Here is a 24,004-nt window from a genome sequence, read left to right on the forward strand (position 1 = left end):
TTCCTTCGCTAATGTAAAAGTGAGGCAAAACCGCTCTCCTCTTCTGGAAACTGCTCTAGCAGCAGCATAGCCTTCGAGTGGGCTGCAAAGGTTTTATCACCATCAAAAAGCGGGATTACTGTATGGACTTGAGCAGAATTGCCCTCGTTCCAAAGAGACAGGGTTCCAGCCACTTTTTTCATAATGGCTGTGCGATTCCACTTTTCATTCCATTTATTCGCAACCATCCTGATCTTGCTTTGATTGCCTTGCCACCAGCTCGGAGCTTTTTCCGTCAAAATCATCCGGGTGAGCCGTGCTATATCAGAGTCAAATACGACCCAAATCTCATCAAGCATCGTCAGCAATCGCTCAATCTGATGATTTTTCCAAGATGAGGATATATCGATCAGGACAGTGGAGCTCTCCTTGCTCAAGCGAAATAGCCAATCAACAGCATCGCTGCAGGAATCCTTGTTTTTCAGCGGGGTATCAACATGGATGCGAAGACAATCATTTTGCATGTAGAGAGTGGAGGACAAGTCTTCTTGTGCAGCTTGATGTGCCCTCCGTTCAAAGTCGAGAGCAAAATACAGGTAGGAGCTTGTGCCAGGCAGTTCGCAAAGAGTAACAGCCGATCCGCTGCCTGCCATAGCAAAGGCGACATTGCCAGCCAAAAAACTGGCGCCAGCTTGAGGATACAAGCTCAAAACTGCAATGCATCGGCGATCCTGTCTACGCGTCTCTTCGATTGCCACGCTCGTCAGTTTCTCCTTCAGCTCTTCAAGGCGTCGCTCTTCTTCCGTGGTACGGATCAAATCTCTTTGCTCCAGTTCGCGAAACTTGCTGACAAATCGGTTTACTTGCTGAAACATCATTAGCCTGCCTGCGTGTCATTTTCGTTTTGTTTTGCTCGCAGGTATTCTTTGAATTTTTCTACCATCTCTTTCATCGTGAGATTTTTACGATGGTAGTAGTATATTTTCCGCAGCCTTTCTCGTTCCTGAAAGGTGAGATTTTGCTTGATCTGGCCGACCATTTCTTGCAATTGGGCCAGCTCGGCATTGTTTGGTCTGCCTCTTCGTGGAGGTTTGGCAAACAGCTGCTGCTGTTTTTTGCAAAACGCATGGGGCTGCTCCACCAGCCACATATCTACCAATGATTCAATATCCGCCAATGAACGTATTCCCAGCCGGAGCAGGTATTTAAAGTAGGCGGGGAGGTTTCGCTCACCGAGCTGTCCAGATCTCCAGCGGCGATAATAACCAGTCGGGGAGGTTAACATTTTCGTTACATCACGAACGAGGATATTGCGATCACCGGATTGATAATGTACGATCGTATCCTTTACCAAAGTGAAAAGGAGATCATGGTAATCGGCCTGCTGTTCATTTTTGCCGTGCTCGTACGTGTACCACTCTTCGACGGCCCGGTCAAAGTCTTTTCGGCAATTCGTGAGATTGATGCTGTCCAAATGTTTGTAAAAGTACTCCAGTCCATAGCGGGAAACAATCTCATCTTGATAGGGACCGAAGACAAACAGGATAAATCTTTCTTTTAATTCCTCTACTGACATTAGGCAATTCGTTTGTTCGTAGCAGCGATTAACCAGTTCTCTTGCGTTTTTCACTGTCACTTCAAATTACCCCCAATTATTACATATTTATACATTAGTAGACATTTTGCTACATATTTCACCATACGTCAAACCATTTTTGCTTCAATGATAGGGGCCCGCCTTGGACGCATCCGTACAAGGCGAGCTTGCGGGTTACTCTACGAAAAAGTAGAGCTCTTCCCCGGTTGCGAGCAGAAGAGCAATTCTTCCCCCGCGCTCAATGACAGTCGGAGCACTCTCCATAACCACGATCCCGTCATTGAGGACAATCCTTTCTCCGAATCGGTTTACGGACTCGATCCGAAAGGTTCCCTGAGGCATGCGGTCCACTGACAGATGCCTGCCGGGTTTGTGCTTTTGGTAACGCACGCGACGTCCCAAAAGCACATCCACTCCTGTAGAGCGGTCTTGGTGAGCTTCAACTGTTGCCAATTGCAACTCCTCCTTTTCTCACCAATTTTTTACGGCCGTTTCATACGCTTATAAGCTCATGAAACTATCCTTACCGTAAAAAAAGACAGCGTATGGATGCAAATAAATTTATCCATCTTCCCACAGGCGGGGATCGGCAAGCTCCGGGTACATGTCCGTAATCATGTCAAACGGGGAAAAGTACAGCGTATCTACAAGAATCTTGAGCTTGTATTTCCGCAAATAGTGGTAAGCCTGCTCCGTTTTTCCAAATATTCGCGGCAATTCGCGCAAGTCTTTAATGTTCATCAGTTTGTTGCACATATAGTCAAAACAAATTTTTGCCCTCTCCTCCCCCTTTACGCTTTGAAAGTACAGCGGGGGGAAATGGCGCCGAATGCCCGCAAGAACCTCCTCGTAAACCCATAGTATTTTTTGCTCCTCCGACGGCTTCGGAAGATACGGGTAGGCGTATTCCACGAGGTAGTAGACATCCTGAGCCTTCGCTTCAATAGGAGGTTCAACATATTCCCGAATCAAATGGAGCTTTAGTTCCTTTACATCTTTTATGCTCATCTCACGACGTGCCTGTTCCGGCGTCCACATTTTTACTTGCTCTATCGCATATCGAATGACTAGCTGAACTTTTTGTTTGCGATACTGCATATCCTCAAATTCGTACGGCGAAAAGCGCTTTTGTGCTCCACTCAGGATGCGCTTGTACCGCTCGACGATTGTTGACGGCACGGCTCACTCACTCCCACACTTTTGTAATTTGGAATTTGAATCCAAATTACCATGAAAAGGTAGGACAAAAATAACAGGGTTTACAATATCGACCAATCTAAAAGTCATACATTCCGGATTGCGACACCCTTCGGAATGTCACATCCGACTCTCCCCACAGATGATGCAGCTTCTGTCTGGCCTCTATTTTTACATGGTAGATTCCTTGTCCATACAAGCTTTTCCGTTCGCCCTTCTGATGCACCACGGTCGCTGACTCCGCCTGCCGCTCCACTGCCGGGCGATTCAACTCCCATAGCAGTCCGGCCTCTTCGCGAGCTCCCCGGACAATATCGGCCTCGTACCGTTTGGCCTCGCTGCTAGTCGCGACCAGTATTTTCTTCGTTTCCCCGTCCGCATCCTGGTACTCCCATGCTCCCGCCGCTCGCGCTCCTTTTGACACAATGTCAGCCGTCTGCTGGACGCGCATGCTCGCCAGGCTCGCCTGGCCTTGTATGAGCATGATCGACAATAATCCTCCCATGCAGATGAGAAAAAAGAGCGCGGTAACCGTCATTGTCCCGCGCTCCTCAGCCAGCTGCTGTATCATCCAATTTTTCTTTTCCTCGCCCTTTCTCCTCATTGGCTGCCACCCTTCTCCGCATTTTCAATCATCAGATGATAGCTCTCTTTCAATTCAAAAGGCTTTCCGGTAGCGAGCAGATGAAACTTCATTGTCGCCTCAGCTTCAAAATGATTCCCTTTCTTCCATCCCCCTTGCACATAGAGGCGAACGCGGCTATCCGTCATACCGATCCCCTGCTTCAGCTCCGCTTGGCCCATCTCTGCCGCGTGATAGTTGGCTAAGCCGAAATTCGGCTGGACGGCAGCGATTCTTCCTGCCTCATAGGCTGCAGCCAAAACCTTTTGCCGGTTGTACAGGATGGAAAATTGATCAAATGAAAAGATAAACACAAACCAGAGCAGGGGTAGTGCAAGGATGAGCTCCAATATTTGCGTCCCTCGCTCATTGCGGATCAAGCCGAACCAATTTCTTTTCATTTGCTACCTCCACAAGTGCTGCACCAGATACGCACCCAAAAGGGGCACGGCATAGGGAAAGGACAGGGCTGCTTCTTTATTTCGGGGAAGCCAGATTTTCCGATGTGCGACCCAGCCTGCAAAGATTGCATGCATATTTCTGCCTAAACGCCTCCAGGTTCCAGGGAGAAAAACAACCACCGCCAGACAAACCCAGAACGAGTGTAAAAAAAGCGGGTACACTCCCGACCAGCCCACCCAAGCCCCTACCGCCATCAGCAGCTTTTGGTCGCCCATCCCCATGCCGCGCAAAACAACCGGGACCACCGTCAGCAAAAAGGCTCCCGCAACTCCTGCAACGGCTGTCCACCCCATCCCCGCCTGCCATTGATAAACAAGGCCGGCAGCCAAGGCCGGAAACGTTACCGTATTTGGAATCTTGCGGCATTTCCAATCAAAGTATGCGGCGATACCCAGAAGCAAAAAGATTACAGCTTCCGTCATTTGCTGAGTTGGGTCTCCAGTTCCTGAATCCTCGCTTCCTCTACGCTGCCCAGATTTTGCAGTGTCGGAATCAGGACGATCAGAATAATGGCGATGATAATCACCATCTCCACAATCGTCACACCGTCTTCCTCCTTTGCAAACCGACGGATGTAATCAGTGATCAAGGTCATGGCAATCACTCCTTTTCAATTTGTACTTTTACTTTGTCAAAAGACAGAGCCCTCGGCAAAAAAACTTTACAAGCGTTCCCCGATTCCGATAAAAATAGGGCCCATGACCAGAAACAGCAACGGAACCCCCATCAGAACGATCACGAACGGAAGCAGACGCACATTAAGCCGATTCATGTGATCGGATGCCTCGTCCTCCTGCTGGCGGACCTGCTCCTCCACCTGCGCCGCGATCATCTTGGCGATGCTGACGCCCTTGCTCATCGCCTCATTTATTTCCATCGAGATCGCCGACAGGGTATCTACCTCCCAACGAAAAGCCAATTCCTCCAGCGCTTTTCTCCAGGTCCCGTAGCGTCTTTCCTCCACTTCCAGCCGCGCCAGCTCCCTTCCCAGTCTTCCGTCAAAACGGCGTGCCGTCTGCTTTACGGCTGCCTGGATCGGCATGCCCGCCTCGACCAGAGACTGTACAATGCCAAAAAAAATCGGAACCTGCTCGCGAATCTCAGCCTTGGCCCGTTTGTCTGCCACGTCCAGCAGCATCGTCGGCAGCAGAAACAATAAAACCGCGATGATCAGCGGCAAATAAGCCGTAGTATTCAATGACTGACCCCCTGTGTACGCAATCGCCAGTTGGATCACGACCGCCAGCATCACGATTCCGCCAACCGCCTTTGCCAACGCGACCTCTGCCAAGGAATAGCGCGAATTCAGCCGGAAGAGGATATCGGCTGTATGGGTACGGTTGATTCCGGTCCACTTGCAGACAAGCTCCAATAAATCATCATGCTGCTCCAGATAGCGGGCCAGCTTCCAGGGGGAGATCGTCTTGCCGAATGCACTCTCCAGATGTGAGTGACGTTCCTGCTCAATCCGTCCCAAAAGAGTCGGGACACCCTCCTCCCTTCTTTCCAAGCAAGCGGGCAATCCCCAGAACAATACCGCGATCCCGGCCAGCGCTCCCAGCCACCACATGGCTTCACCCTCCTCTATGAATGCCTTTATGGGCAAGGTGGCGTACGACCTCTCCGCCCATCAGTATCGACCCGAGGGACGCCAATATCAAAAATCTCCCGGAAAGGGTGGCTGTCAGCGGGTCAAAATGACTTGGGTTGTTCACGTACAAAGCGATGATAAACACGAACGGCATCACACTGAGCAGATTCACCTGGGCCGTAATTTGCGCCATGGCGGCTCGCTGTCTTCGCAGCGCCTGCTTCCTTCGGAGTATAGTCGATGAAGCTAGATCAAGCGTTTTGGCCATGTCCCCGCCCATCTCTCGCTGGATGTAGACGATCGTCGCCAGGTAGCGGACATCTGCTGAACCTGTTCGCTCGTAGAACATGTTCATGACTCGCTCCAGCGGCACTTGAGCACGCAACAGCTCCACGATTCTGCTGTATTCCGTCGTTACGGACTTGTCCAAATAGAGACTCGCTGCCACCTGCTCAAATGCATGCAGATAAGAAGGCGATGTCCGCAGAGAACTGGCCATCAAACGAATCGCCTTTACGTTGTCCACCTCAAATCTCTCTTTTCTCCTTGCCCCCAGAATGCTGACGATCCGCTCTACGAAAAGAACACCGGCGAATAAAGCGGGCAGCGCCAGAATCCATGACTGCAGGAGCTTTTGTGTCACGCCAAAGGAAACAAGTCCCAGCACAAACGCAAGTCCAACGTAGTGATTGACGCCTAATCCGGAGCCAGATTGCTGCAGCCTGACGCCAAGCCTGTCCCAGATCGTCTGTCGGTCCCGCCGAAGTTGGTGGACAATCTCGTGCTCGTCCTGATGCTCCCGGTAAATAAAAGAGCGCGGCACAGCCACAAGCACAATTCCCGCTCCCAGCCCTGCCGCAACCAATGCACTCTCCAATGCCACGTGCAACCTACCTCCTACATCGGAATCGGCGTCGAAAAGAAAACCCGTTCCCACTCTTCTGGCTGCAGTCCTTTTTCCGCCCAGCGCCGCACCAGTTTCTCCGGTTTATACCCTGTCCACCTGTACTGGCCTACTACCCGTCCGTCCTTTACTCCCGTAGGCTCGTATACGTAAATATCCTGCAAGTAAACGCGGTCCGGATGGATTTGCCTTACGTTGCAGGCTTGGCGGATGCGGTCCTCATGTGACTGGCCCGTCCCGATCACTTCGGTAATCGCCACCACTTTGCGGCTCCCGTCTTCTTCGAATCGCTTCACCTGGACGATCAGGTCCAGCGCCGACCCGATCATCAGATTTCTTTCCGTCGTATTGTATGACTCCTCCGCCTTGGCGAACAAAATCGGCAAGGTCGAATCGATCAATGCCCGCGGGGAGTTGGCGTGAGCGGTACTCCAGCTGCCCGGGTGGTCCGTGTTCATCGCCCAAAGCATATCCACGATTTCTCCTCCTCGCGTCTCCCCGACGATGATGACATCCGGCCGTTTTCTCAGAGAAAGCCGCACGCAATCTTTTATAGAGAAGCCTCCCTTGCCCTCATAGTTGGCAGGCTTGGCCAAAAAGCGCCGGACAAACGGATGCTGCAGCTTCATTTCCAGCACGTCTTCAATTGTAATAATGCTGAGGTGATGCGGGACGTACTGCGAAATCAGGTTGAGCAAGTGCGTTTTCCCTGAACCGGTCCCCCCGCTTACGATGCCGGAAGCGCGAGAGAGACTGATCGCCCATTTTAAGAACGTAAGCATAGGCTCGCAGATCGAGCCATATGCGAGGTAATCCGCCTCTGTCAGCAAATCGCGGTGCTTTCGAATCGTCAGCATGTGGCCATCCGGAGAAATAGAGCGATGGGTCGCCGCTACCCTGGAACCATCCGGCAGTTGGGTATTCAGCTCTGCCTTTGTCTCGTTAAACTCGCGGCCCATAGTGGCGGCCATCTGTTCGAGAAGCCGCAGCATCTCCTCTTCATCGCGGAAGACCGGTATATCCGGTACTTCCAAACGCCCCGTGCTCTTTCGCTCGACGACCAGGTGATCGTAGCGATGAAACATGATTTCCGTAATATCGGGGTCCTCCAGCAGCGGATCAAGCGGCCCCCAGCCAGTCAGGGAGCGGATCAGCCGCTCTACCTCCGCCTCAATTTGAACCGAAGCGAGCGGAGTTCCCGTTTCCAAAAGGAGGCGAATATCCCGTGCCAGCTCTTGCAGATAGGCTGCTTGTCCTTTTTCCTCCCACAAACGCTTTCCGTGCTTCTCCACGATCTGCGTTCGAATGGCTGCCTCTGCCTCGAAAGTCAGCCTTCTATCTACAGGAGCATGCTGCTTCATCTGCATTCTCTCCTGCAGCGTTTGCGATTCACGAGCAGATTCCTTTGCCTGTGTTCGCAGATCAAGGCGTTCACGGGTGACAGCCTGAATTCCGAGCAGAGTCTTTTTGTCAAAGTTCATCCAGCTCTCTTCCTCCTTCCTATCTCCTCAACCACTTCCACAGGGAGGCGCGTTCCTTCTCCTTCTTTTTTCCCGAACCGTCGGCCTCTTCTTCCAGAGGCAAAAGGGCTTTGCCCAGCGCTTCAATGGCATCCTTGGCCGCCAGCTTTCCCGGATGCAGCATGACAGGATTGCCCGTGTTGATCGATTTTTTCACTTCCTGGTCATCGGGGATTGGAAATATCTTTTTGCTGGGATGGAGTTGAAAATAGGCGCGTATCTCATCCAGGGTAAACATCTCTTTTCGCTGCAAACGGTTCATGCACAGAGAAATGCGTTCTTCCGGATAATCCGCCTCCCGCAAGAGTTTTAATATACGTTGAATATTTTCAATAGAATCAACTACGGGATTCCCGACCATCACGACCTGCTCGGCAAAAAACAGCGCCTGGATCGTTGCATCCGTCGTATCTGGAGCCGTATCGATCAGGATGACATCATAGTGGCTGTTCTTGAGCGCATCCAGGATCAAATACAGATGGTAGTCTTTGATCTCAAAGCTGTGCCGGATATCGCGCGGAGAGGTCAAAACATGCAAGCCGCTTGCCTCGTGGACAACGATATGCCTGTCCACTTCCTGCGGCGAAAGCTGTACACTACCGATCTGGACCTGCCACTCCTCCTGGCTCAAATCACCCGGTTCCCGGCCTTGGGAGCGAATCCAGTCATGCAGCCGCTCGTCGATATCCTGGACCCACGAATACAGATTGGGAGTACGCGGCAAATTCAATGCAGTCGCAAAGGTTCCCAGGTCCAAATTGAAGTCGACAGCCAGAACCTTCAGAGGATTTCCGCCAAGCTTCCGTTGTGCAAAATAGATGGCGAGCTCGCGGGAAAGAAAGGTTTTTCCGACGCCCCCTTTTGGACCGTATACGGTAATGAGCCGTTTTTTTGCCTGTTGGCCGCTTCCTGCAACATAGGGGTGGTGGGGCTTGGCCTCCGCGACTCCAGAAAATCCAGCCGCCTGCATACCTGCTTCCACGCCCGGAAAAGCCGCTCCGCCCATACCGTTGCTTGTCGTTCCGATACCGGTCAGACCTGTTCCCGTCCCGCTCATTCCTCCCATCGCCGCACTGCCTGCCGGCATGCTGGCATGCATCGAGGACATGGCTGTCATGGAAGAGAGCTGCATCGCGAGCGCTTCCAATTGGCCAGAATGGATCGGCTTGGCGATCACCCACATGCCCAAATTGCGGAAAAATGGCTCCCATATCAGCTCCTGTTCACTGCAAGCGGCGATAAACAACAGGTGCGGAAAAGCAAGTCTGAACTGCTGGCACAAAACCCCTCTTTCCGCTTCCTGCACTCCCCCGAGCAGCACGATGTCCGGTTTGTTTTCATGAAGGGCCCGCCACGTCTCCTCTACCCCTGTCGTTTGTCCGCACACCTCCAGCCACCGGCTTCCGGCCGTCTGTGTTTGCAAGGCTGCGCCGACAGCGGGATCATCATCCACGATCAGCAATCGCTTTTTCACTTACTGCTCCTCCTCTCCCCACCGTTTTTTCGTTTTCATCAGAGCCGCTGCAAAGCTCGCGTCACCGACTCCCGCACTGTTTTCTTCCTCCAGGAAAGACGCCTTTCCCAAGCGGATCTTTCCGTAATGAAGGGCGTGGGTAAGCAAAACGGCTTCCCTCAGCTGCAGCGAAAGCGTGACCGCCTCCAGTCTGGGAATATCGCCGTCCATCTCTCTCTGCACCCCGATCACCGGCATGTTCCGCAGGAGCAATCCGGTATGCGCGCCGCTGTCGTCTTCAAACGATGCGTACACATGCACCCGCTCGCCAATCGCTACATGCGGATTAATGCCCGTGACGTTGTTAACCGGAATGCTGATGCCCGTCATCGACCGCTCCAGCTCCCGCCCTTTCGCAACTTCCCCCGCCTCCTCAACGTCTCCCGGCAAAAGCGGTCTTCCTCCTTCTACCCTGCGGGACAAAGGGCGGTTCAGATAACGCGGAGCTTCTTCCCACGGGATCAAGCCGAAAGCCTCCGCAGACTGCTCCCGGGCAAGGCCGCCCACCTGAATCTCGCCGCGCTCAAGATCGGATGCAGTCAGCTTTTCTCCGCTCTCCTTCGCCACATTTCCCCTCAGCTTGACAAAGACAAAGGTTTGCGGCTGCAAAAAGTGATACGCTCCCGCCGCCACGCAAGCAGCCAAGAGCAGGATGGCAACCAGCCGCAGAGGATGGATGGACATGCCTTTGCCTCCTTTCTCTGTTTTTGCCAGCGTACAAAGGATGGACGGGACAAAAAAAGCCGGCTTTCCAGCAATAGGGAAAGACGAGTCTATCTCCTCGGACTTTTGCTTCGCATATATGACATTAGATGTCATACCTTGGAAGCTACACTTAGTTCCATCTAGGGAATGAATGGGGGATTCAGTATGAAAAAATGGCTTCGTATTGCAAAATGGACTCTGTTATCTGTAACCTGCTTTTATTTTCTTTTCATTGGTTTCTTTAAATTAAATGGAAATCCGGACATTACACTCGCTTTTCAACAGTATGGATATCCTTATTGGTTTCAGATCATAATCGGTCCTGGCGAAGTGCTGGGGGGCCTCGGATTGTTATTTCATAAGCTTTTCCGCTACGCAGCCTTCGCATTGGCTGTGATAACGCTCGGTGCTTCCCTCACACACCTTTTTCACGGCGAACCACATCTTGCTGTGCTGCCATTTGTCATGTTCATCGCTTTCCTGTTCGCCGCTATTAAAAAACCAAGAAAGGAACAGTACAGTAACCTACCATTCCAATCGTAATTATTTTTTAACCTTACTCGGTTCCGGTCTTACTGGCTATGCTGCAAAACGCAAGGAAACCTTGCGAGAACCTGGCTGTGTCGGGTATGGAATAAGATGGATTTTTTCTATCCAGGCAACAGAATGTGAATAAAGGCACATCAGTGCGATCCATGCATTCGTGTGCCTTCTTCAAATAAAAGAGGAGGTTCAAATGCATATCCTCAGGCCGTTGCCCGTATCCATATACTGGGATATAATTAGTTGGATTATCTCAGGGGAGGACATTCTTAGATGAAACAAAGTAAATGGAGCAAACTGCATCGCTTGCTCGCCAGCGGCTTGCTCGGCATAACCGCGTTACTCGGAAGCGTATTGACCGTACAGGCGAACGAAGCGCCTGCCGCAGCGCCTGCAATCAGCCCCTGGTCCGTCCAGACCCTTCACGAAGGCGAAAAATACGGAATTTATCCGCTTGCCTGGTATCAAGACGGCACCTTTCAGCAGCCGATTACCACGGACAAATTTCAAGCTTTGCTGACCAACACGGCAGCGAAACTGGATAAGCTGGGCTTCAGCAAGAAGACTAATTTCAGCGGCCCGAAAGCAACAGATACAATAACGAGAGAAATGGTCCTGAACTCGCTGTACGGCGTCCTCACACAGTACGAGCTGCCGGAAGCTTTCGAAATCGGCAAGCTTTCCCCGATTGATTATTTGCAAAAGAAAGGCATCGTGAGCGGAACCATTGGCAGCCTGGGACTGAACCAGCCATGCACTGTCGAGCAAGCCGCCGTCTTTGCAAGCAGGCTTGTAACCTATGCATACGATACCGCCCAGGGAGGGGCAAAAGGGCTGCTCTGGAAGGCCACCAAGGGGGGCAACACGCTTTACCTGCTCGGTTCGATTCACTATGGCACTCCGGATATGTACCCGATGCAAAAAAACGTCAGGGACGCGTTCGCCGCATCCGATACCCTTTGGGTGGAGCTGAATCTCCTCTCTGACGATGAAGAGGCGTTGGAATACTTTAAAGAATCCATGATGTACACCGACGGCACAACACTGAAGGATCACGTATCCAAAGCGACGTATGAGAAGCTGCAGAAGGTTACCGACAAGCTGAAACTTCCCCGGGATGCCTTCGACTCCTACAAGCCTTGGGCCGTATCCACCGGCCTGTCCCTGAATTCCACCAGAGTCTCGCCAAGCGAGCAGCCTCAGTCTTCGGCTTTGGGGGTCGACATGTACTTCCTGCAAAGCGCGCTTCTTTCCGGGAAACCGATACACGAGTTGGAAGGCATAAAGCTGCAAGCCGATCTTTTCAACAACGCACCGCCTGACCTGCAGGAAAAAGAATTGAATGAACTGCTGGACTCGGTTTTGAATCCGGATGCCGCCTCGCAGAACACGGCGAAACAGCTTATCGAGTGGCAGCAGCTATGGGCAAAAGGGGATCTGGACGGCTTTACGAAATCATTTACTTCCTCCCCGCAAATGATGGAGAGCGCTCTTGCGAAGGGGTTGTTCGGAGAACGGGACAAGAACATGGCCGCGAAGCTGGCTTCCTTGCTTGAAAAGGAAGGCAAATCGACTGTCTTTGTCGTCATTGGTGCCGGGCATTTTGTGGTCGAGAATATGGTGATTGATCAATTGAAGCAAAAAGGCTATAAAGTGGAGTTTATTCGGTAGCTTTTTTGCGGGTAACAGAGGGCGCATGGATGTCATGCGCCTCTTTCATTACCGTATATAGGATCAAGCTAGTTTATATTTTCAAGGTATTTAATAAATTCGGGTAAAAATTCAGTGTTATGTAAATCTCTGGAGTGGTCTGCGATAAGTACAATACTCGCATTTAGTTCTTTACCTGAAAAATTATAGATAAGAAAATCAGTATTTGGATATATCTCACTGTATCCTTTTGTGATTCCGCTATCTTCATTCGTCGCATTATAAAAACCAGATGAATAGGATAATGCATTTTTCCATTGGAATTTTTCTTCCATACCGGGAGAAAGCCCAACCATAACAACGATTCCTTCACTCTCATTTTTATATACTAAAGTCTTGTTGTTTTCTTGAAAAAGGCTATGCTCTGAATCGGAACTGTCTTTAAATTTACGAACGAGATTCGTAATAGCCCAGTCTTCGGTTATTTCAATATAACCATCTAGTGAAAAATTAGTCTTAATATCCAGATACCTTTTGTTAAATTTGTCGATGTCTATAACTGTTGAATTACTGCTAACATGATTACTCTGGCATGATATTAGCAGAAGGATTATGGATAAAAACATTAGGTATTTTACGTGCACTCTTTTTCCAATTTCCATACAAACCACCCTTTTTTAGAGGCTGGACACGCAAATAATAATCGAGAGACATTATAGTTTGCTTACTAAGAACATATCGCTAAAGTGCCCTTAAAACCTTACTCCGAGATCAATAGCTAGTTGGTCCTAAAGCCATCCGCAAAGTAATTGCAAACAACATCGGTTATGTCTCGCTCTCTCTTCGCAAACGGAGTCCGTAAAGGGCTTCCCCAGCCTTATGTAGTTCCTGCGTTGGAAGATCCTTCAATATTTTGCAATCGTAACATTCCCTGCCCTTCTGAGTGCTTAACAATGCTCTCGAACGCAAGCTATGCGTTCTTTATTTGTGTCGGTTTTTTGGTCACTGCTGAACCTGTATTCTTGGGAAAAATGGGTATAGAAGTAGAATATATAGCAAGCATAAGGCAAATATACCATGCATTGGTAATCTCTGAATATAATTTTTAGTTTACAGAAAATGCCTATATATTTGCATTCGTCTGTCATCTATCAATAAATCTTTCACAATCTCCTTGGCGAAATTAAAAGAATGTAGACTTGTCTTTAAAAACAAACAGACGCTTTTCTATTTTATAACAGGCTTAAATCGAACCATTCACGCATATGGACTTAACAAAGGGGGGACAGGTGAAACCAGGTGAGCAAATGAGGAAAACAAGGGGGAGACAAAATGCCTGAAGTGCTGTTCAAGGTGGATTTGACCAAACCGATGGAGGAGCAGGATTTACCCGGACACAACCGCTGGCATCCCGATATTCCTGCCGTGGCTGCGGTCAACCCGGGGGCTGTGTTTCGCATCGAGTGCAAGGACTGGACGGATGGACAGATCCAGAACAACGACGATCCGAGCGACATCCGCGACGTCAATCTAAAGCGCGTCCACGTGCTCAGCGGACCGATCTGGGTAAACGGGGCAGAGCCGGGCGATTTGCTCGTCGTTGACATCCTCGACATCGGCCCGCTGCAGGGGGCGGAGTGGGGCTTTGCCGGCATTTTCGCCCGGGAAAACGGCGGCGGCTTTCTCACAGAGCATTATCCCGAGGCAGCCAAGTCGATTTGGGATTTCCACGGTATCTACACCACCTCGCGCCACATACCCGGAGTCAGATTTGCCGGGATTACCCACCCCGGACTGATCGGCGTTGCCCCTTCCCACGAGCTGCTTGCGAAGTGGAACAAGCGTGAGAGGGAGCTGGTCGCGACAGACCCGCATCGCGTGCCGGAGCTGGCTACTCTTCCCGATCCGACGAGCACTGTGCTCGGTTCGCTTACCGGTGCCGAGTATGAGCGAATCGCAGCCGAGGGGGCCCGTACCGTGCCGCCGCGGGAAAACGGAGGAAACTGCGATATCAAAAACCTGTCCAGAGGCTCCCGCATTTACTTCCCCGTCTTTGTCAAAGGGGCGAAGCTGTCGATGGGAGACATCCACTTTTCCCAGGGCGATGGCGAAATCTCTTTCTGCGGCGGGATCGAAATGGCGGGCTTCATCGATCTGCACGTGGACATTATCAAGGGCGGCATGGCCAAATACGGCATCGTCAACAATCCTGTTTTCAAACCAGGTCCGGTCGAGCCTCACTATTCCGAATTCCTTGTCTTTGAGGGCATTTCCGTCGACGAATTCAGCGGCAAGCAGCACTACCTTGACGCTCATCTCGCCTATCGTCGTGCCTGCCTGAACGCCATCGAGTATTTGAAAACGCTGGGATATACCGGCGAGCAGGCCTACATGCTGCTTTCCACCGCACCTGTGGAAGGGCGGATCAGCGGCATCGTCGACATTCCGAACGCGTGCTGCACGCTCGCCATACCGACGGCGATCTTTGACCGTGATATCACACCGAAATAACAAACCTTCACTTTCTTTTTAGGAGAGGATGCAGTCATGCCGACCTACTCGTTTGTATGTGAAACCTGCGGCGTCTTTGATCTGTACCGCAGCATGGCACAAGCCGGGGACCCCGGGCATTGTCCGGAATGTCAAAAGCTTGCGGTCCGGCTCTATTTGCCCACCGGGTTGATCACGTCGTCCAAAGCGCTGCGGACCCGCATCGAGCAGAGCGCGGTGCCGAAAGTGGTAAAAAGGGAGACTCCCGGCTGTTCCGGGGAAGGCCAGAGACGCGGCAGCGCTCAAGCTCACGGGCATGCTTGCGGATCGCATGGACACAGCCATGCGGGCCATGCCTCTCGTCCCGGCAAGCCGGCCTATCGTTCGCACGCACCCAGCCGTCCGTGGCAGGTGGGGCATTAATCCGTTTGAGAAAAACATCTGCGAGCGTACCAAGCCAAGCCCAGCACCGTGGCGTGCTGGGCTGTTTTTGCTTACGTTTGACTCATGCATGTTTTTTATTTGATTGACTTAATTTTCATTCTGTTTTGATACTGGACAATATACTGGTCCAGGCGCTGGCTCAACTCTACAACTTCCCCGTTGTCAAAGCCTTTTTCCTGAACAAGTTCAACTAATTGTCCCCGCAAGCTCTCTATAATCCTTATTAAGTCCTTCTCATTATGCCGATTTTGTTCTTGTTCACCTACCAACCGGATCATGCACCTGCCTTTAGGAGCAAGCGATTCCCCTTTTGTAGGCATTCCTTTTAACGGGCACATAAGGGGAACGTCCCATTCTAGAATTTTCACAGCGATCGGATATCACACCTTCCTTATTATGTAATACAAGGACATTTATAACTATACTAGATTCTCCAATAAATGCCGCTTTGAAAAAATAAGGAAATATAAAAAGCCAGCACCCGTTTGAAGGTACTGGCCTTTTGTTTTACCCACCTACTCCATGAGTGTAGGTCTGCACTGTTTGAATTGTTGTAGAAGATGATGTTTCAGTGTTTGCAATACCGATACACAGGCTAACAATTAACGCGAGTGATAACGATACCAACTTTCGTTTCATTCTTTGAACCTCCCTATTATTTCTTGATATATTCGTTCATGCTGCTCCGATGCATGATGCCGATGTTCCCAAAACAGTGCAGTACATCGTTTAAATGCTTCTTGATTCTTCAACTTATCGGCTAGGTCCAAACAACATAATATTTCTTCAAGTGCATTGGTAATGCGCCCTTTCTTTAACTCATAGACGACTTTATTATACCTGAAATTATAATGTCTGCCAATATTAACCGGATCTTCATATTTATAAAAACGTTCTATTTCTACTGAATACTGTTCCAAAATAGGTTCGATAAAAATGTCATATTTACTGGCCGCTTCCATGAGAGTCAAAAGCCCCGCTGGTATTTCCGCTGGATGCTTGGCCAAAAACTTCAGATACTCGGGCAAAATAGTAACTTCACCCATCAGCAAATCATACGTATAAAAATTGGCTTTTGCCCATGTCTTAAACTTCTCAACCTCTCTTTGTCCCACATCATCTAACAGTTCAAACCACCCAAGATCAGCATAGCCATGAACATATTTTTTTGCTTCTTCATGCAAATCTTGCATTTGTAATGCGGCGCCTTTTAATAGAAATCCTTGTCCATAGTACGTAACCAAATGACGCTCTGTTTTTAACGGCTCACAGTTCTTGTTGCTTTTCCGTTTACGCAGCTCGTCCTGATAGACCTTCATGGCAAGTGTTCGTAATTCGTCAGCATACTTTTCCATTTCACTCCATCTTTGCAACACAAAACACACATTCGCCAATTGCAGCAACCCGTCCAACTGAAAATTTTCCGGCAAACGCTTCCGATAAGGTTCAAACCGAATAACCGCCTTCCAGTTCTCTTCGGCATCTGTCCCTTGCGCTGCCCGGAACAACCGGTACTGACTGATCAAAAAACGGTCGGAATGACTGTCCTTCTCATTTTCAATCACGAACTCATAGAAAGGAACGGACTCCTTCCGCTTCCCGCTCTCAAAGAGCTGCTCTGCCACTGAAAAAAGGATCCCTACATTTTTGGGGTCATCCAACAATTTGGAAACGACATGTTGAATACAATCCTGCAGGCCAATTTCGGCGCACCGGATCAGGTAAGGAATCACTCGCGGGCGAGATACCCTCTCTTTTGCGAAACACTCTTCTGTGTAAAACTCATAGAGCCACCCTAAAGGCTTCCCAAAAACTTTAGTCAACGCATCCAATTGTCCTATCGTCATCGGGCGGTTGCCACGTAAAATATCACTAAGGTGTCCGTGATTTATACCGGACAATTCGCTGAGCTTGCTTAATGTATAACCGTTTTGCTTCTGATGCGTTTCTATCTCTGACCGCAACGACCGTTGCACCGTCTCTTGCAGCCTCATAGAAAAACACTCCCCCTACTCCCAAAGTGATTACTATTCAGTACGTTAAGTCACTCTTGATAAAGAGATATCTTTTTGATATTTCTATATTTTACCATATGATACACATAGAGGTAAACTATAGAAGTATTTCTCCCAACATATCTTCTCATTTTGTTGGAGATTACCCCCGGCAGACAAAGAAAGGGTATCGAGCGCCTGTCTCTTCAGTCGAGGCGAAAACAAGAAAAGCAGTAGGACTCGATCAATCTTAAAGGCTCCCATTATAAAAGAGAGCAACCCTCCTGCCGATTTCCCTGCAAGAGAACTGCTCTCTTTTTATGAACAAGCTTACATCTCACTGATTCCGTTCGTAAATCAAACGAAGGCCCTTCAGCGTCAAGTCGCCATCAACAACATCGATGCACTCTGCTTCGTTAGCAATCAAAGGAGCCAAGCCCCCTGTCGCGACCACAGTCGGCTGTGTGCCGTACTCGGCCTTGATCCGGCGGACAATGCCCTCCACCTGACCGACAAAGCCGTAGTAAATCCCGGCCTGCATCGCTGATATCGTATTTCGCCCCACCACGGACGAAGGCTTCGCGATCTCGATGCGGGGCAGCTTGGCAGCGCGGCTTACCAGCGCCTCCGTGGAAGAGCCGATCCCCGGGGCTATGGCACCGCCCCAGTACTGTCCGCGCTCGTCCACATAGCAAAAGGTGGTGGCCGTGCCAAAATCGACGACGATCAGCGGGGTTCCGTACTCGTGAATCGCGGCCACCGCATTGACGATGCGGTCTGTCCCGACCTCGCGCGGATACTCGTACTTGATGTTGAGGCCGGTCTTGATTCCGGGTCCCACGATCAAAGGCTTATGGCGCAAGTACTTCTCGCACATCCGCTCCATCATCACGTTGATCGGAGGCACGACTGAGGAAATAATGACACCGTCCACGCTGTCCAACGTCAGGCCGACACTGTCACACAGGCTGCGGACGAGCATGCCGTATTCGTCTTCTGTTTTGTTGCGGTCCGTAGCCACGCGCCAATGATGACGCAGCGTTTCTCCCTCATACAGTCCCATCACGATGTTGGAATTTCCGATGTCCATCACCAGTAGCATAAGGCTTCTCCTACCGTTTCCGGGTGTTTAAATCGAGACTGATATCGAGCGCTTTTACCGAGTGCGTCAGCGCTCCGACCGAGATGACGTCCACCCCAGTTTGGGCAATGCCCCCGATCGTCTCCAGCGTGACGCCGCCGGAGGCTTCCACGACAGCCCGGCCGCCGATCATGGCGACGGCTTCACGCATCGTCTCGTTTGGCATGTTGTCCAGCATGATGATATCGGCTCCGGCAGCCAGTGCCTCCTGCACCTGCCCCAGCGACTCCGCCTCCACTTCGATTTTCATCGTATGCGGAATGGCGGCACGGGCCGCCGCGACTGCCTGAGCAATTCCGCCCGCTCCCTTGATGTGGTTATCCTTGATCATCACGGCATCGTACAGTCCGTAGCGGTGGTTGTGTCCGCCCCCGACGCGGACTGCGTATTTTTCCAGCATTCTCAGGCCCGGGGTGGTTTTTCGCGTATCCACCACCCGCGCCTTCGTTCCTGCGACTGCGTCGGCATACTGCCTGGTCAGCGTCGCGATGCCGGACATGCGCTGAAGCAGATTGAGCGCCAGACGCTCACCGCTCAAGATCGAGCGAACCGAACCGCTGACGTCTGCGATTTGCTCTCCTTTCTCGACACGCGCCCCTTCCTGGACGCGGCTTGTAAAGGACAAGGCTGGATCTACGGTCGCAAACACCTGCTCCGCCACGGACAATCCGGCAATAATCCCTGCTTCCTTGGCGTACAGAATGCCCGTCCCTGTCTCCGTCCCGGGAATCGTGCTCATTGTCGTCACGTCTCCGAAGCCGATGTCCTCTTGCAGCCACTCTTCAATTTTGCGTTGCAATTCCCGCTTATTCCACATCGTACTGGTCACTCTCCTCACGTACACCCTCATCCATCGACTGGATGATGTGCTTGCGCCAAATCAAATCGTCTTTGTTCGGGAAATCATTGCGATAGTGTCCGCCCCGGCTTTCCTCCCGCCGCAATGCCGCGCGTGTCGTCAGCACGGCCGTACCGAGCAGGTTGAGGAATTCGAATGCCTCGATTTCATGGTGCTCGCAGGCGTAAAACCGCTGCATGCGCTCCAGCTCTTCCAACGCCTTTTGCAGTCCCTTTTCCTGCCGCTTTACGCCGACGTGGCGCAGCATCAGCTTTTGCAGCTTGACCCGCTGCTCTCTCGTGTTGACGGTCCGATTCCCCCGTTTTTCTGCCTTTGCCTGCAACGGACGTATTTCGGGCAACGGCGGAAGCTCCCGGATGCGATGAACAATCCGGTGGCCAAACACAACCGCTTCCGACAGCGAGTTGCTCGCCAGGCGGTTCGCTCCGTGCACACCCGTGCAGGATACCTCGCCGCAGGCAAACAGGCGCTTGGTAGAGGTCTCTCCGTTCAGATCGGTCTGAACTCCGCCCATGATATAGTGGCAGGCAGGCGCGACCGGAATCCAGTCGGTTACCATGTCGAGCCCGTATTGGAGGCAGAACTGGTAAATGTTTGGGAAGCGATGCTTGATCAGCTCCTCCGACTCATGCGTGATATCCAGATAAACATAAGCCGAATGCGTGCGCTCCATCTCGGAAACGATCGCCCGGGCTACGACGTCGCGCGGCGCCAATTCCTTTTGCGGATGGTACTTTTCCATGAAGCGCTCCCCGCTCGTATTGCGGAGAATCGCCCCTTCCCCGCGTACCGCTTCCGAGATGAGAAAGCGCGGCGCACCCGGATAATACAGCGCTGTCGGGTGAAACTGGATAAACTCCACATCCTTGATCCGCGCTCCGGCCCGATACGCGATCGCGATTCCGTCCGCCGTCGCGATCTCCGGGTTGGTCGTGTAGCGGTAGAGCTGACCCGCTCCCCCGGTCGCGAGCACCGTCGCCTTTGCTTCCAGGAAAAAGCGTTCGCCGTCCGGCTTCATGGCGATCACTCCGACGCATTCGCCGTCCTGCGTCACGACATCAATCGCAAAGTGGTCTTCCAGTACGGTGATGTTGGACTTCTCCCGAACGCGTGCGGACAAGGCCCGGACGATTTCCGCTCCCGTTGCGTCCCCGTGGGCATGCAAAATACGACGTTTGCTGTGCGCCCCTTCTTTGGTCAGCTCATACCGCCCCTCGGCGTCCTTGTCAAACTCTGTACCGTAGGCGATCAGCTCTTTTAAGCGTTCAGGCCCTTCGTGGACGAGGACTTCCACCGCTTCGTACGAGCACAGGCCCGCACCTGCGATCAAGGTGTCTTGACGGTGCAGCGCGGGCGAATCGGACTTGGCCGTGACCGCGGCAATCCCGCCCTGCGCCCAGCGCGTATTGCTGTCGTCGAGTTTCTTTTTGCTGATCAATACCACTTCATTTTGTTCACTGGCTTGCAGGGCCGTATACAGCCCGGCGATGCCAGCGCCGATGACCGCCACTTCCGTTTTCATCCGCGGCAATGTTTGCAAATCAAAGTCAGCAATATAGCGGGGGATCATTCCCTGTGTCCCTTCTCTCATCCGTGATCAAATCTATGTTTCACCCATTATAACAAATACGTCTTGGTAGCAAAATGAGTTGGCGCAGCTCTTTTGTAAGCCTGAAGCTTTGCGAGTCTTAGCAAGCTTTACGAGGCTTTCGGGTTTTGGGCAGCGTTGTCCGGGCTGCGGTGGCGGAGATGAAACAGGAGAAAAAGGCTCCAGTTCGGTGGGACACTTGCTTGGAAGCTTATACTGTCCGGCTCCATTCCAAAAGGGGAACCGCGTCCAAAAGCAGCCTGCCCGAGGATGCGTCTCAGAGGTTGGACGCGAAAAGCGTGTTCCCCTTTTTCCATTCCTCCTGGGCCGGTGTCCCAAAGACCTTCGCCTTTTTCTCCTGTTTCATCTCTACAGCGATTGTTTTCGCCCGGTCTTCCTAAAAGCAAAAGATAAAAAAGCCTTTGCTTCGATGAACTTGTCATCGCTGCAAAGGCTGAAAGGGAGTCTGTAGAAAGTTTATGAATGAGACGGCACGGACGCACAGTCGGAGCAGGTGCCGTATACTTCGAATTTGTGGCCGGTGACCTGGAAGTCCTCGGGGATCGACGACATGATGTTCATCGGGCAACCGGGGAGTGAGGAGGTCTTGCCGCATTCGGTGCAGATGACGTGGTGGTGATGGTGGCCGTCTGCCGAACAAGCGAGCCTGTATTTTCCTTCCCCATCCAGCTCCGTCTCCTCCAGAATGCCCAGATCGACGAATGTCGAGATGTTGCGATAAACGGTGTCAAAGCTGAGATTGGGGTAGTCGTCCTTGATCCGTTCCATGATATCCTTGGCTGACAGGTACCGTCTCTCTGCCGCGCAGATGCGGATCAGCTTTTCCCGTTTACCCGTGTATTTATATCCTTTTTCCTTCAATATCTGCAACGCTTCTTCTACCTTCATCATCCTTGCTCCTTCCCGCATTGGTCACATGCTATCGCAGAGCCGCTTTGATTTTCTTCACACCGAGCACGATCAACAAGATGCTTACGGCTACCAATACAATTGTACCACCAGATGCCCAATCTAGCAGATAGGCAAAATAGAGTCCGGCCAAAACGGATGTTTCGGCGAAGACAATCGCGTACAAAATCGTTTGGCGGAAGCTTCCGGCAATCTGCAGACTGGCTGCTACCGGCAGCGTAATCAGGGCGGAGATCAACAGCACGCCCACGATCCGCATGGAGGCGGCAATCGTCAGCGCCACCAGAACCATAAACCAGAGGTTGATCGAGCGGCGTGCCACTCCGGAGACGCGGGCGAATTCCTCGTCAAACGATACGGCAAACAGCTCCTTGTAAATGAGGAAAACGGTGCCGAGAACGACTGCCGCCACGCCGATCAGGGCGTACAAATCTTCCTTGCTGACCGTCACGATTTTACCGAACAAGTACGAATACAGGTCGGTGTTAAAGCCTTTGGCGATGCTGATCAGAACAGTAAACAGCCCGAGTCCGGTCGAAAGGATGATCGGAATCGCCAAATCCTGATACGATTTGTACACCTTGCGCAGCCGCTCGATAAACAGAGAGCCGATCACCGAGAACAGCATCCCGAAAAACAGAGGATTAACAGCCTGAAACAGCGCAATCTTTTTTGAGATCAGCATGCCTGCCGCTACACCTGAGAGCGTTACATGCGAAAGGCCGTCCGCCATCATCGACAGGCGGCGCACAATCAAAAAGGTCCCGAGAATGGGACAAATCAGTCCAATCAGTATCCCTGAAAACAGGGTATACCGCAAAAAGTCATACTGCCACCAGTCAGCCAGCATGGTTCTACTCCTTCTTTCGTTCCAAATCTACTCAATGGTGGTGAGCGAGCATTTTGATCGAATCACCGTACATCTGCTGTAAAATCTTGTCGTGATTGTGGGCAAAGTCGTGCGCGGAGCCGTGGAAGTGGAGCTTCCGCTGCAGGCAGGCTACCTTGTTGACCCACTGCGTCATCACGCCTACATCGTGGCTGACGATCATCATCGTCATGCCGTTTTCTTCTTTCAGCGAGCGTAGCAGCTCGTAAAACTGTTCAATTGACTCCTGATCCACACCGACGGTAGGCTCGTCGAGGATCAACAGCTCCGGCTCCGCCACCAATGCCCGGGCGATAAAGACCCGCTGAAGCTGCCCGCCGGACAGGTTGCCGATCCGCTGGTCCAGCTTTTCTGTCAAGCCGACGCGTTCGACGACTTCTTCGACTTTTTGGTGGTGCTTGCCTTGCAGGCGGCGGAACAAACCGACCTTTCCCACCAGACCGGAAGCAACTACCTCCCGTACGGTAGCCGGAAAGCCGCCTGCCCCGTGAGCGACCTGCTGGGCCACGTAACCGATCTTGCTCCAGTCCCGGAACTTGGACAAAGGCTGCCCAAACAGCTCCACCGTCCCCTTCGTGGCCGGAAGCAGTCCGAGCAGCAGCTTCATCAGCGTCGATTTGCCCGAGCCGTTCGGTCCGACAATGCCGACGAAGTCTCCGCGTTCCAGAGAGAAGTTTATGTTTTCCAGCACGACTTTCTCTTCATATTGAAAGAATACCGACGTCAGCTTGACTACGGCATCCTCATGTTTCGCTTTCATGACGCCATCCTTCTTCCTTTAAATCGGATTTATTCTGATTTACTACGTTACATCGTACTACGATTCGGCAAAAATCTCAAGAAGTCAAATGCGGCATTCCGCTTTTCCGCCGTCAACTCCCAGAACATCCTCTCCGCTCTTAAAGACCCGCACGTTCTGACGGCGGGTCGCAGAGCGAACGCCAAACACAGTACGGCAAGCAGGCATTAGAAGCCGCCAGAATCAACGGTCAACTGATTCGTGTTGACATATCGGAAATCGTCGATATAATGATGATTATGGAGCCAATCGAAGTGTTTAAAGCATTGTCTAACGAGTCGAGGTTGCAAATTTTGCAATGGTTAAAGGAACCGGAAAAACATTTTGTGCCCCACGAAGGGATTGATATGAGAAAAATCGGGGTTTGCGTGAGTCAGGTCACAGAGAAGCTGAAGATGACTCAATCAACGGTTTCCCAGTATTTGTCCATACTTCAACGAGCCGGTCTGATAAAAACAGAACGGATCGGCAAATTTACGTACTATAAAAGGAATGAAGAGAAAATACGTGAATTCGCTGCTTTTTTCAATAGTGAGCTCTAATTCTATAACTGAATGCCGAAAATGTATTCGGTTTTTGTTTTGTTT

At 51.4% G+C, this 24,004-nt stretch carries 27 protein-coding genes; 5 read left to right on the plus strand and 22 right to left on the minus strand.

Annotated features, from left to right (window positions below):
- Positions 1-8: 8 nt before the first annotated feature.
- The 13 genes from V5G20_RS00235 to V5G20_RS00295 form a co-directional block, all read right to left on the minus strand.
- On the minus strand, positions 9-737 hold the full coding sequence (locus V5G20_RS00235; protein ID WP_227278040.1) for a hypothetical protein: 729 nt from the start codon (positions 735-737) through the stop codon (positions 9-11).
- Between the two features lie 119 nt (positions 738-856).
- Positions 857-1,615 carry a hypothetical protein gene (locus tag V5G20_RS00240; protein ID WP_024984069.1) on the minus strand — a complete coding sequence of 253 codons (759 nt, stop codon included), beginning with the start codon at positions 1,613-1,615 and terminating at the stop codon, positions 857-859.
- 135 nt (positions 1,616-1,750) lie between these two features.
- Positions 1,751-2,029 carry a hypothetical protein gene (locus V5G20_RS00245; protein WP_003390314.1) on the minus strand — a complete coding sequence of 93 codons (279 nt, stop codon included), beginning with the start codon at positions 2,027-2,029 and terminating at the stop codon, positions 1,751-1,753.
- Between the two features lie 108 nt (positions 2,030-2,137).
- Positions 2,138-2,755, minus strand: coding sequence for a hypothetical protein (locus tag V5G20_RS00250; protein ID WP_003390313.1), 618 nt, complete (start codon positions 2,753-2,755; stop codon positions 2,138-2,140).
- 97 nt (positions 2,756-2,852) lie between these two features.
- Positions 2,853-3,377, minus strand: a complete 525-nt coding sequence (locus tag V5G20_RS00255) for a hypothetical protein (RefSeq protein ID WP_003390312.1) — start codon at positions 3,375-3,377, stop codon at positions 2,853-2,855.
- Complete coding sequence (locus tag V5G20_RS00260) at positions 3,374-3,796, minus strand: TadE/TadG family type IV pilus assembly protein (protein ID WP_003390311.1); 423 nt, start codon at positions 3,794-3,796, stop codon at positions 3,374-3,376. Before V5G20_RS00260 ends, V5G20_RS00255 begins: the two co-directional genes overlap by 4 nt.
- A 3-nt stretch (positions 3,797-3,799) precedes the next feature.
- Entirely contained in the window at positions 3,800-4,279 is a 480-nt protein-coding gene (locus tag V5G20_RS00265) for an A24 family peptidase (protein WP_338462929.1), read from the minus strand.
- On the minus strand, positions 4,276-4,452 hold the full coding sequence (locus tag V5G20_RS00270) for a hypothetical protein (RefSeq protein ID WP_003390307.1): 177 nt from the start codon (positions 4,450-4,452) through the stop codon (positions 4,276-4,278). The genes V5G20_RS00265 and V5G20_RS00270 overlap by 4 nt, the downstream gene beginning before the upstream one ends.
- A 66-nt stretch (positions 4,453-4,518) precedes the next feature.
- Positions 4,519-5,427 (minus strand): type II secretion system F family protein, encoded by a 909-nt coding sequence (locus V5G20_RS00275; protein ID WP_003390305.1) that lies wholly within the window; start codon positions 5,425-5,427, stop codon positions 4,519-4,521.
- A gap of 4 nt (positions 5,428-5,431) precedes the next feature.
- Positions 5,432-6,331: a type II secretion system F family protein gene (locus V5G20_RS00280; protein WP_243014859.1), complete on the minus strand. Its 900-nt coding sequence runs from the start codon at positions 6,329-6,331 to the stop codon at positions 5,432-5,434.
- 14 nt (positions 6,332-6,345) lie between these two features.
- Positions 6,346-7,833, minus strand: coding sequence for a CpaF family protein (locus V5G20_RS00285; RefSeq protein WP_243014860.1), 1,488 nt, complete (start codon positions 7,831-7,833; stop codon positions 6,346-6,348).
- Positions 7,834-7,852: 19 nt separating this feature from the next.
- The gene (locus V5G20_RS00290) at positions 7,853-9,346 is read right to left on the minus strand and encodes an AAA family ATPase (RefSeq protein ID WP_243014861.1); all 1,494 of its coding nucleotides are present in this window, start codon (positions 9,344-9,346) and stop codon (positions 7,853-7,855) included.
- Complete coding sequence (locus V5G20_RS00295) at positions 9,347-10,069, minus strand: RcpC/CpaB family pilus assembly protein (RefSeq protein ID WP_122958273.1); 723 nt, start codon at positions 10,067-10,069, stop codon at positions 9,347-9,349.
- A 186-nt stretch (positions 10,070-10,255) separates the two neighbouring features.
- On the opposite strand from V5G20_RS00295, the gene V5G20_RS00300 reads away from it, so the two are divergent.
- Complete coding sequence (locus tag V5G20_RS00300) at positions 10,256-10,633, plus strand: DoxX family protein (RefSeq protein ID WP_338462933.1); 378 nt, start codon at positions 10,256-10,258, stop codon at positions 10,631-10,633.
- 273 nt (positions 10,634-10,906) lie between these two features.
- Positions 10,907-12,304 carry a TraB/GumN family protein gene (locus V5G20_RS00305; protein WP_338462935.1) on the plus strand — a complete coding sequence of 466 codons (1,398 nt, stop codon included), beginning with the start codon at positions 10,907-10,909 and terminating at the stop codon, positions 12,302-12,304.
- A 68-nt stretch (positions 12,305-12,372) separates the two neighbouring features.
- Here the strand turns inward: V5G20_RS00305 and V5G20_RS00310 are convergent, their stop codons facing one another.
- Positions 12,373-12,945 carry a hypothetical protein gene (locus V5G20_RS00310; protein ID WP_039070450.1) on the minus strand — a complete coding sequence of 191 codons (573 nt, stop codon included), beginning with the start codon at positions 12,943-12,945 and terminating at the stop codon, positions 12,373-12,375.
- A 670-nt stretch (positions 12,946-13,615) separates the two neighbouring features.
- Between V5G20_RS00310 and fmdA the strand changes: the two genes are divergently transcribed.
- Together fmdA and V5G20_RS00320 are read left to right on the plus strand one after the other, a co-directional pair.
- Positions 13,616-14,794, plus strand: coding sequence for a formamidase (gene fmdA, locus V5G20_RS00315; protein ID WP_122958270.1), 1,179 nt, complete (start codon positions 13,616-13,618; stop codon positions 14,792-14,794).
- Positions 14,795-14,830: 36 nt separating this feature from the next.
- Positions 14,831-15,196 (plus strand): FmdB family zinc ribbon protein, encoded by a 366-nt coding sequence (locus tag V5G20_RS00320; RefSeq protein ID WP_024984720.1) that lies wholly within the window; start codon positions 14,831-14,833, stop codon positions 15,194-15,196.
- Between the two features lie 95 nt (positions 15,197-15,291).
- Here the strand turns inward: V5G20_RS00320 and V5G20_RS00325 are convergent, their stop codons facing one another.
- The 8 genes from V5G20_RS00325 to V5G20_RS00360 all read right to left on the minus strand — a co-directional run bounded on the left by V5G20_RS00325 (position 15,292) and on the right by V5G20_RS00360 (position 23,378).
- Positions 15,292-15,555 carry an aspartyl-phosphate phosphatase Spo0E family protein gene (locus tag V5G20_RS00325; protein ID WP_171506494.1) on the minus strand — a complete coding sequence of 88 codons (264 nt, stop codon included), beginning with the start codon at positions 15,553-15,555 and terminating at the stop codon, positions 15,292-15,294.
- Positions 15,556-15,852: 297 nt separating this feature from the next.
- Positions 15,853-17,211, minus strand: a complete 1,359-nt coding sequence (locus V5G20_RS00330) for a helix-turn-helix domain-containing protein (RefSeq protein ID WP_251238162.1) — start codon at positions 17,209-17,211, stop codon at positions 15,853-15,855.
- Between the two features lie 337 nt (positions 17,212-17,548).
- Entirely contained in the window at positions 17,549-18,313 is a 765-nt protein-coding gene (locus V5G20_RS00335; RefSeq protein ID WP_311067887.1) for a type III pantothenate kinase, read from the minus strand.
- A 10-nt stretch (positions 18,314-18,323) separates the two neighbouring features.
- Positions 18,324-19,169 (minus strand): carboxylating nicotinate-nucleotide diphosphorylase, encoded by an 846-nt coding sequence (gene nadC, locus V5G20_RS00340; RefSeq protein WP_024984723.1) that lies wholly within the window; start codon positions 19,167-19,169, stop codon positions 18,324-18,326.
- Entirely contained in the window at positions 19,159-20,781 is a 1,623-nt protein-coding gene (gene nadB / locus V5G20_RS00345) for an L-aspartate oxidase (protein ID WP_003390284.1), read from the minus strand. The genes nadC and nadB overlap by 11 nt, the downstream gene beginning before the upstream one ends.
- A gap of 495 nt (positions 20,782-21,276) precedes the next feature.
- Positions 21,277-21,708, minus strand: a complete 432-nt coding sequence (locus tag V5G20_RS00350) for a Fur family transcriptional regulator (RefSeq protein ID WP_024984725.1) — start codon at positions 21,706-21,708, stop codon at positions 21,277-21,279.
- A gap of 31 nt (positions 21,709-21,739) precedes the next feature.
- Entirely contained in the window at positions 21,740-22,579 is an 840-nt protein-coding gene (locus tag V5G20_RS00355) for a metal ABC transporter permease (protein ID WP_003390281.1), read from the minus strand.
- A gap of 31 nt (positions 22,580-22,610) precedes the next feature.
- A complete protein-coding gene (locus V5G20_RS00360) occupies positions 22,611-23,378 on the minus strand; it encodes a metal ABC transporter ATP-binding protein (RefSeq protein ID WP_003390280.1) in 768 nt (255 codons plus the stop codon).
- A gap of 278 nt (positions 23,379-23,656) precedes the next feature.
- Between V5G20_RS00360 and V5G20_RS00365 the strand changes: the two genes are divergently transcribed.
- Complete coding sequence (locus V5G20_RS00365) at positions 23,657-23,959, plus strand: ArsR/SmtB family transcription factor (RefSeq protein ID WP_003390278.1); 303 nt, start codon at positions 23,657-23,659, stop codon at positions 23,957-23,959.
- Positions 23,960-24,004 lie beyond the last annotated feature (45 nt).

Origin of the sequence: Brevibacillus borstelensis (assembly GCF_036700025.1) — a bacterium.
Taxonomy (GTDB): Bacteria; Bacillota; Bacilli; order Brevibacillales; family Brevibacillaceae; genus Brevibacillus; species Brevibacillus borstelensis.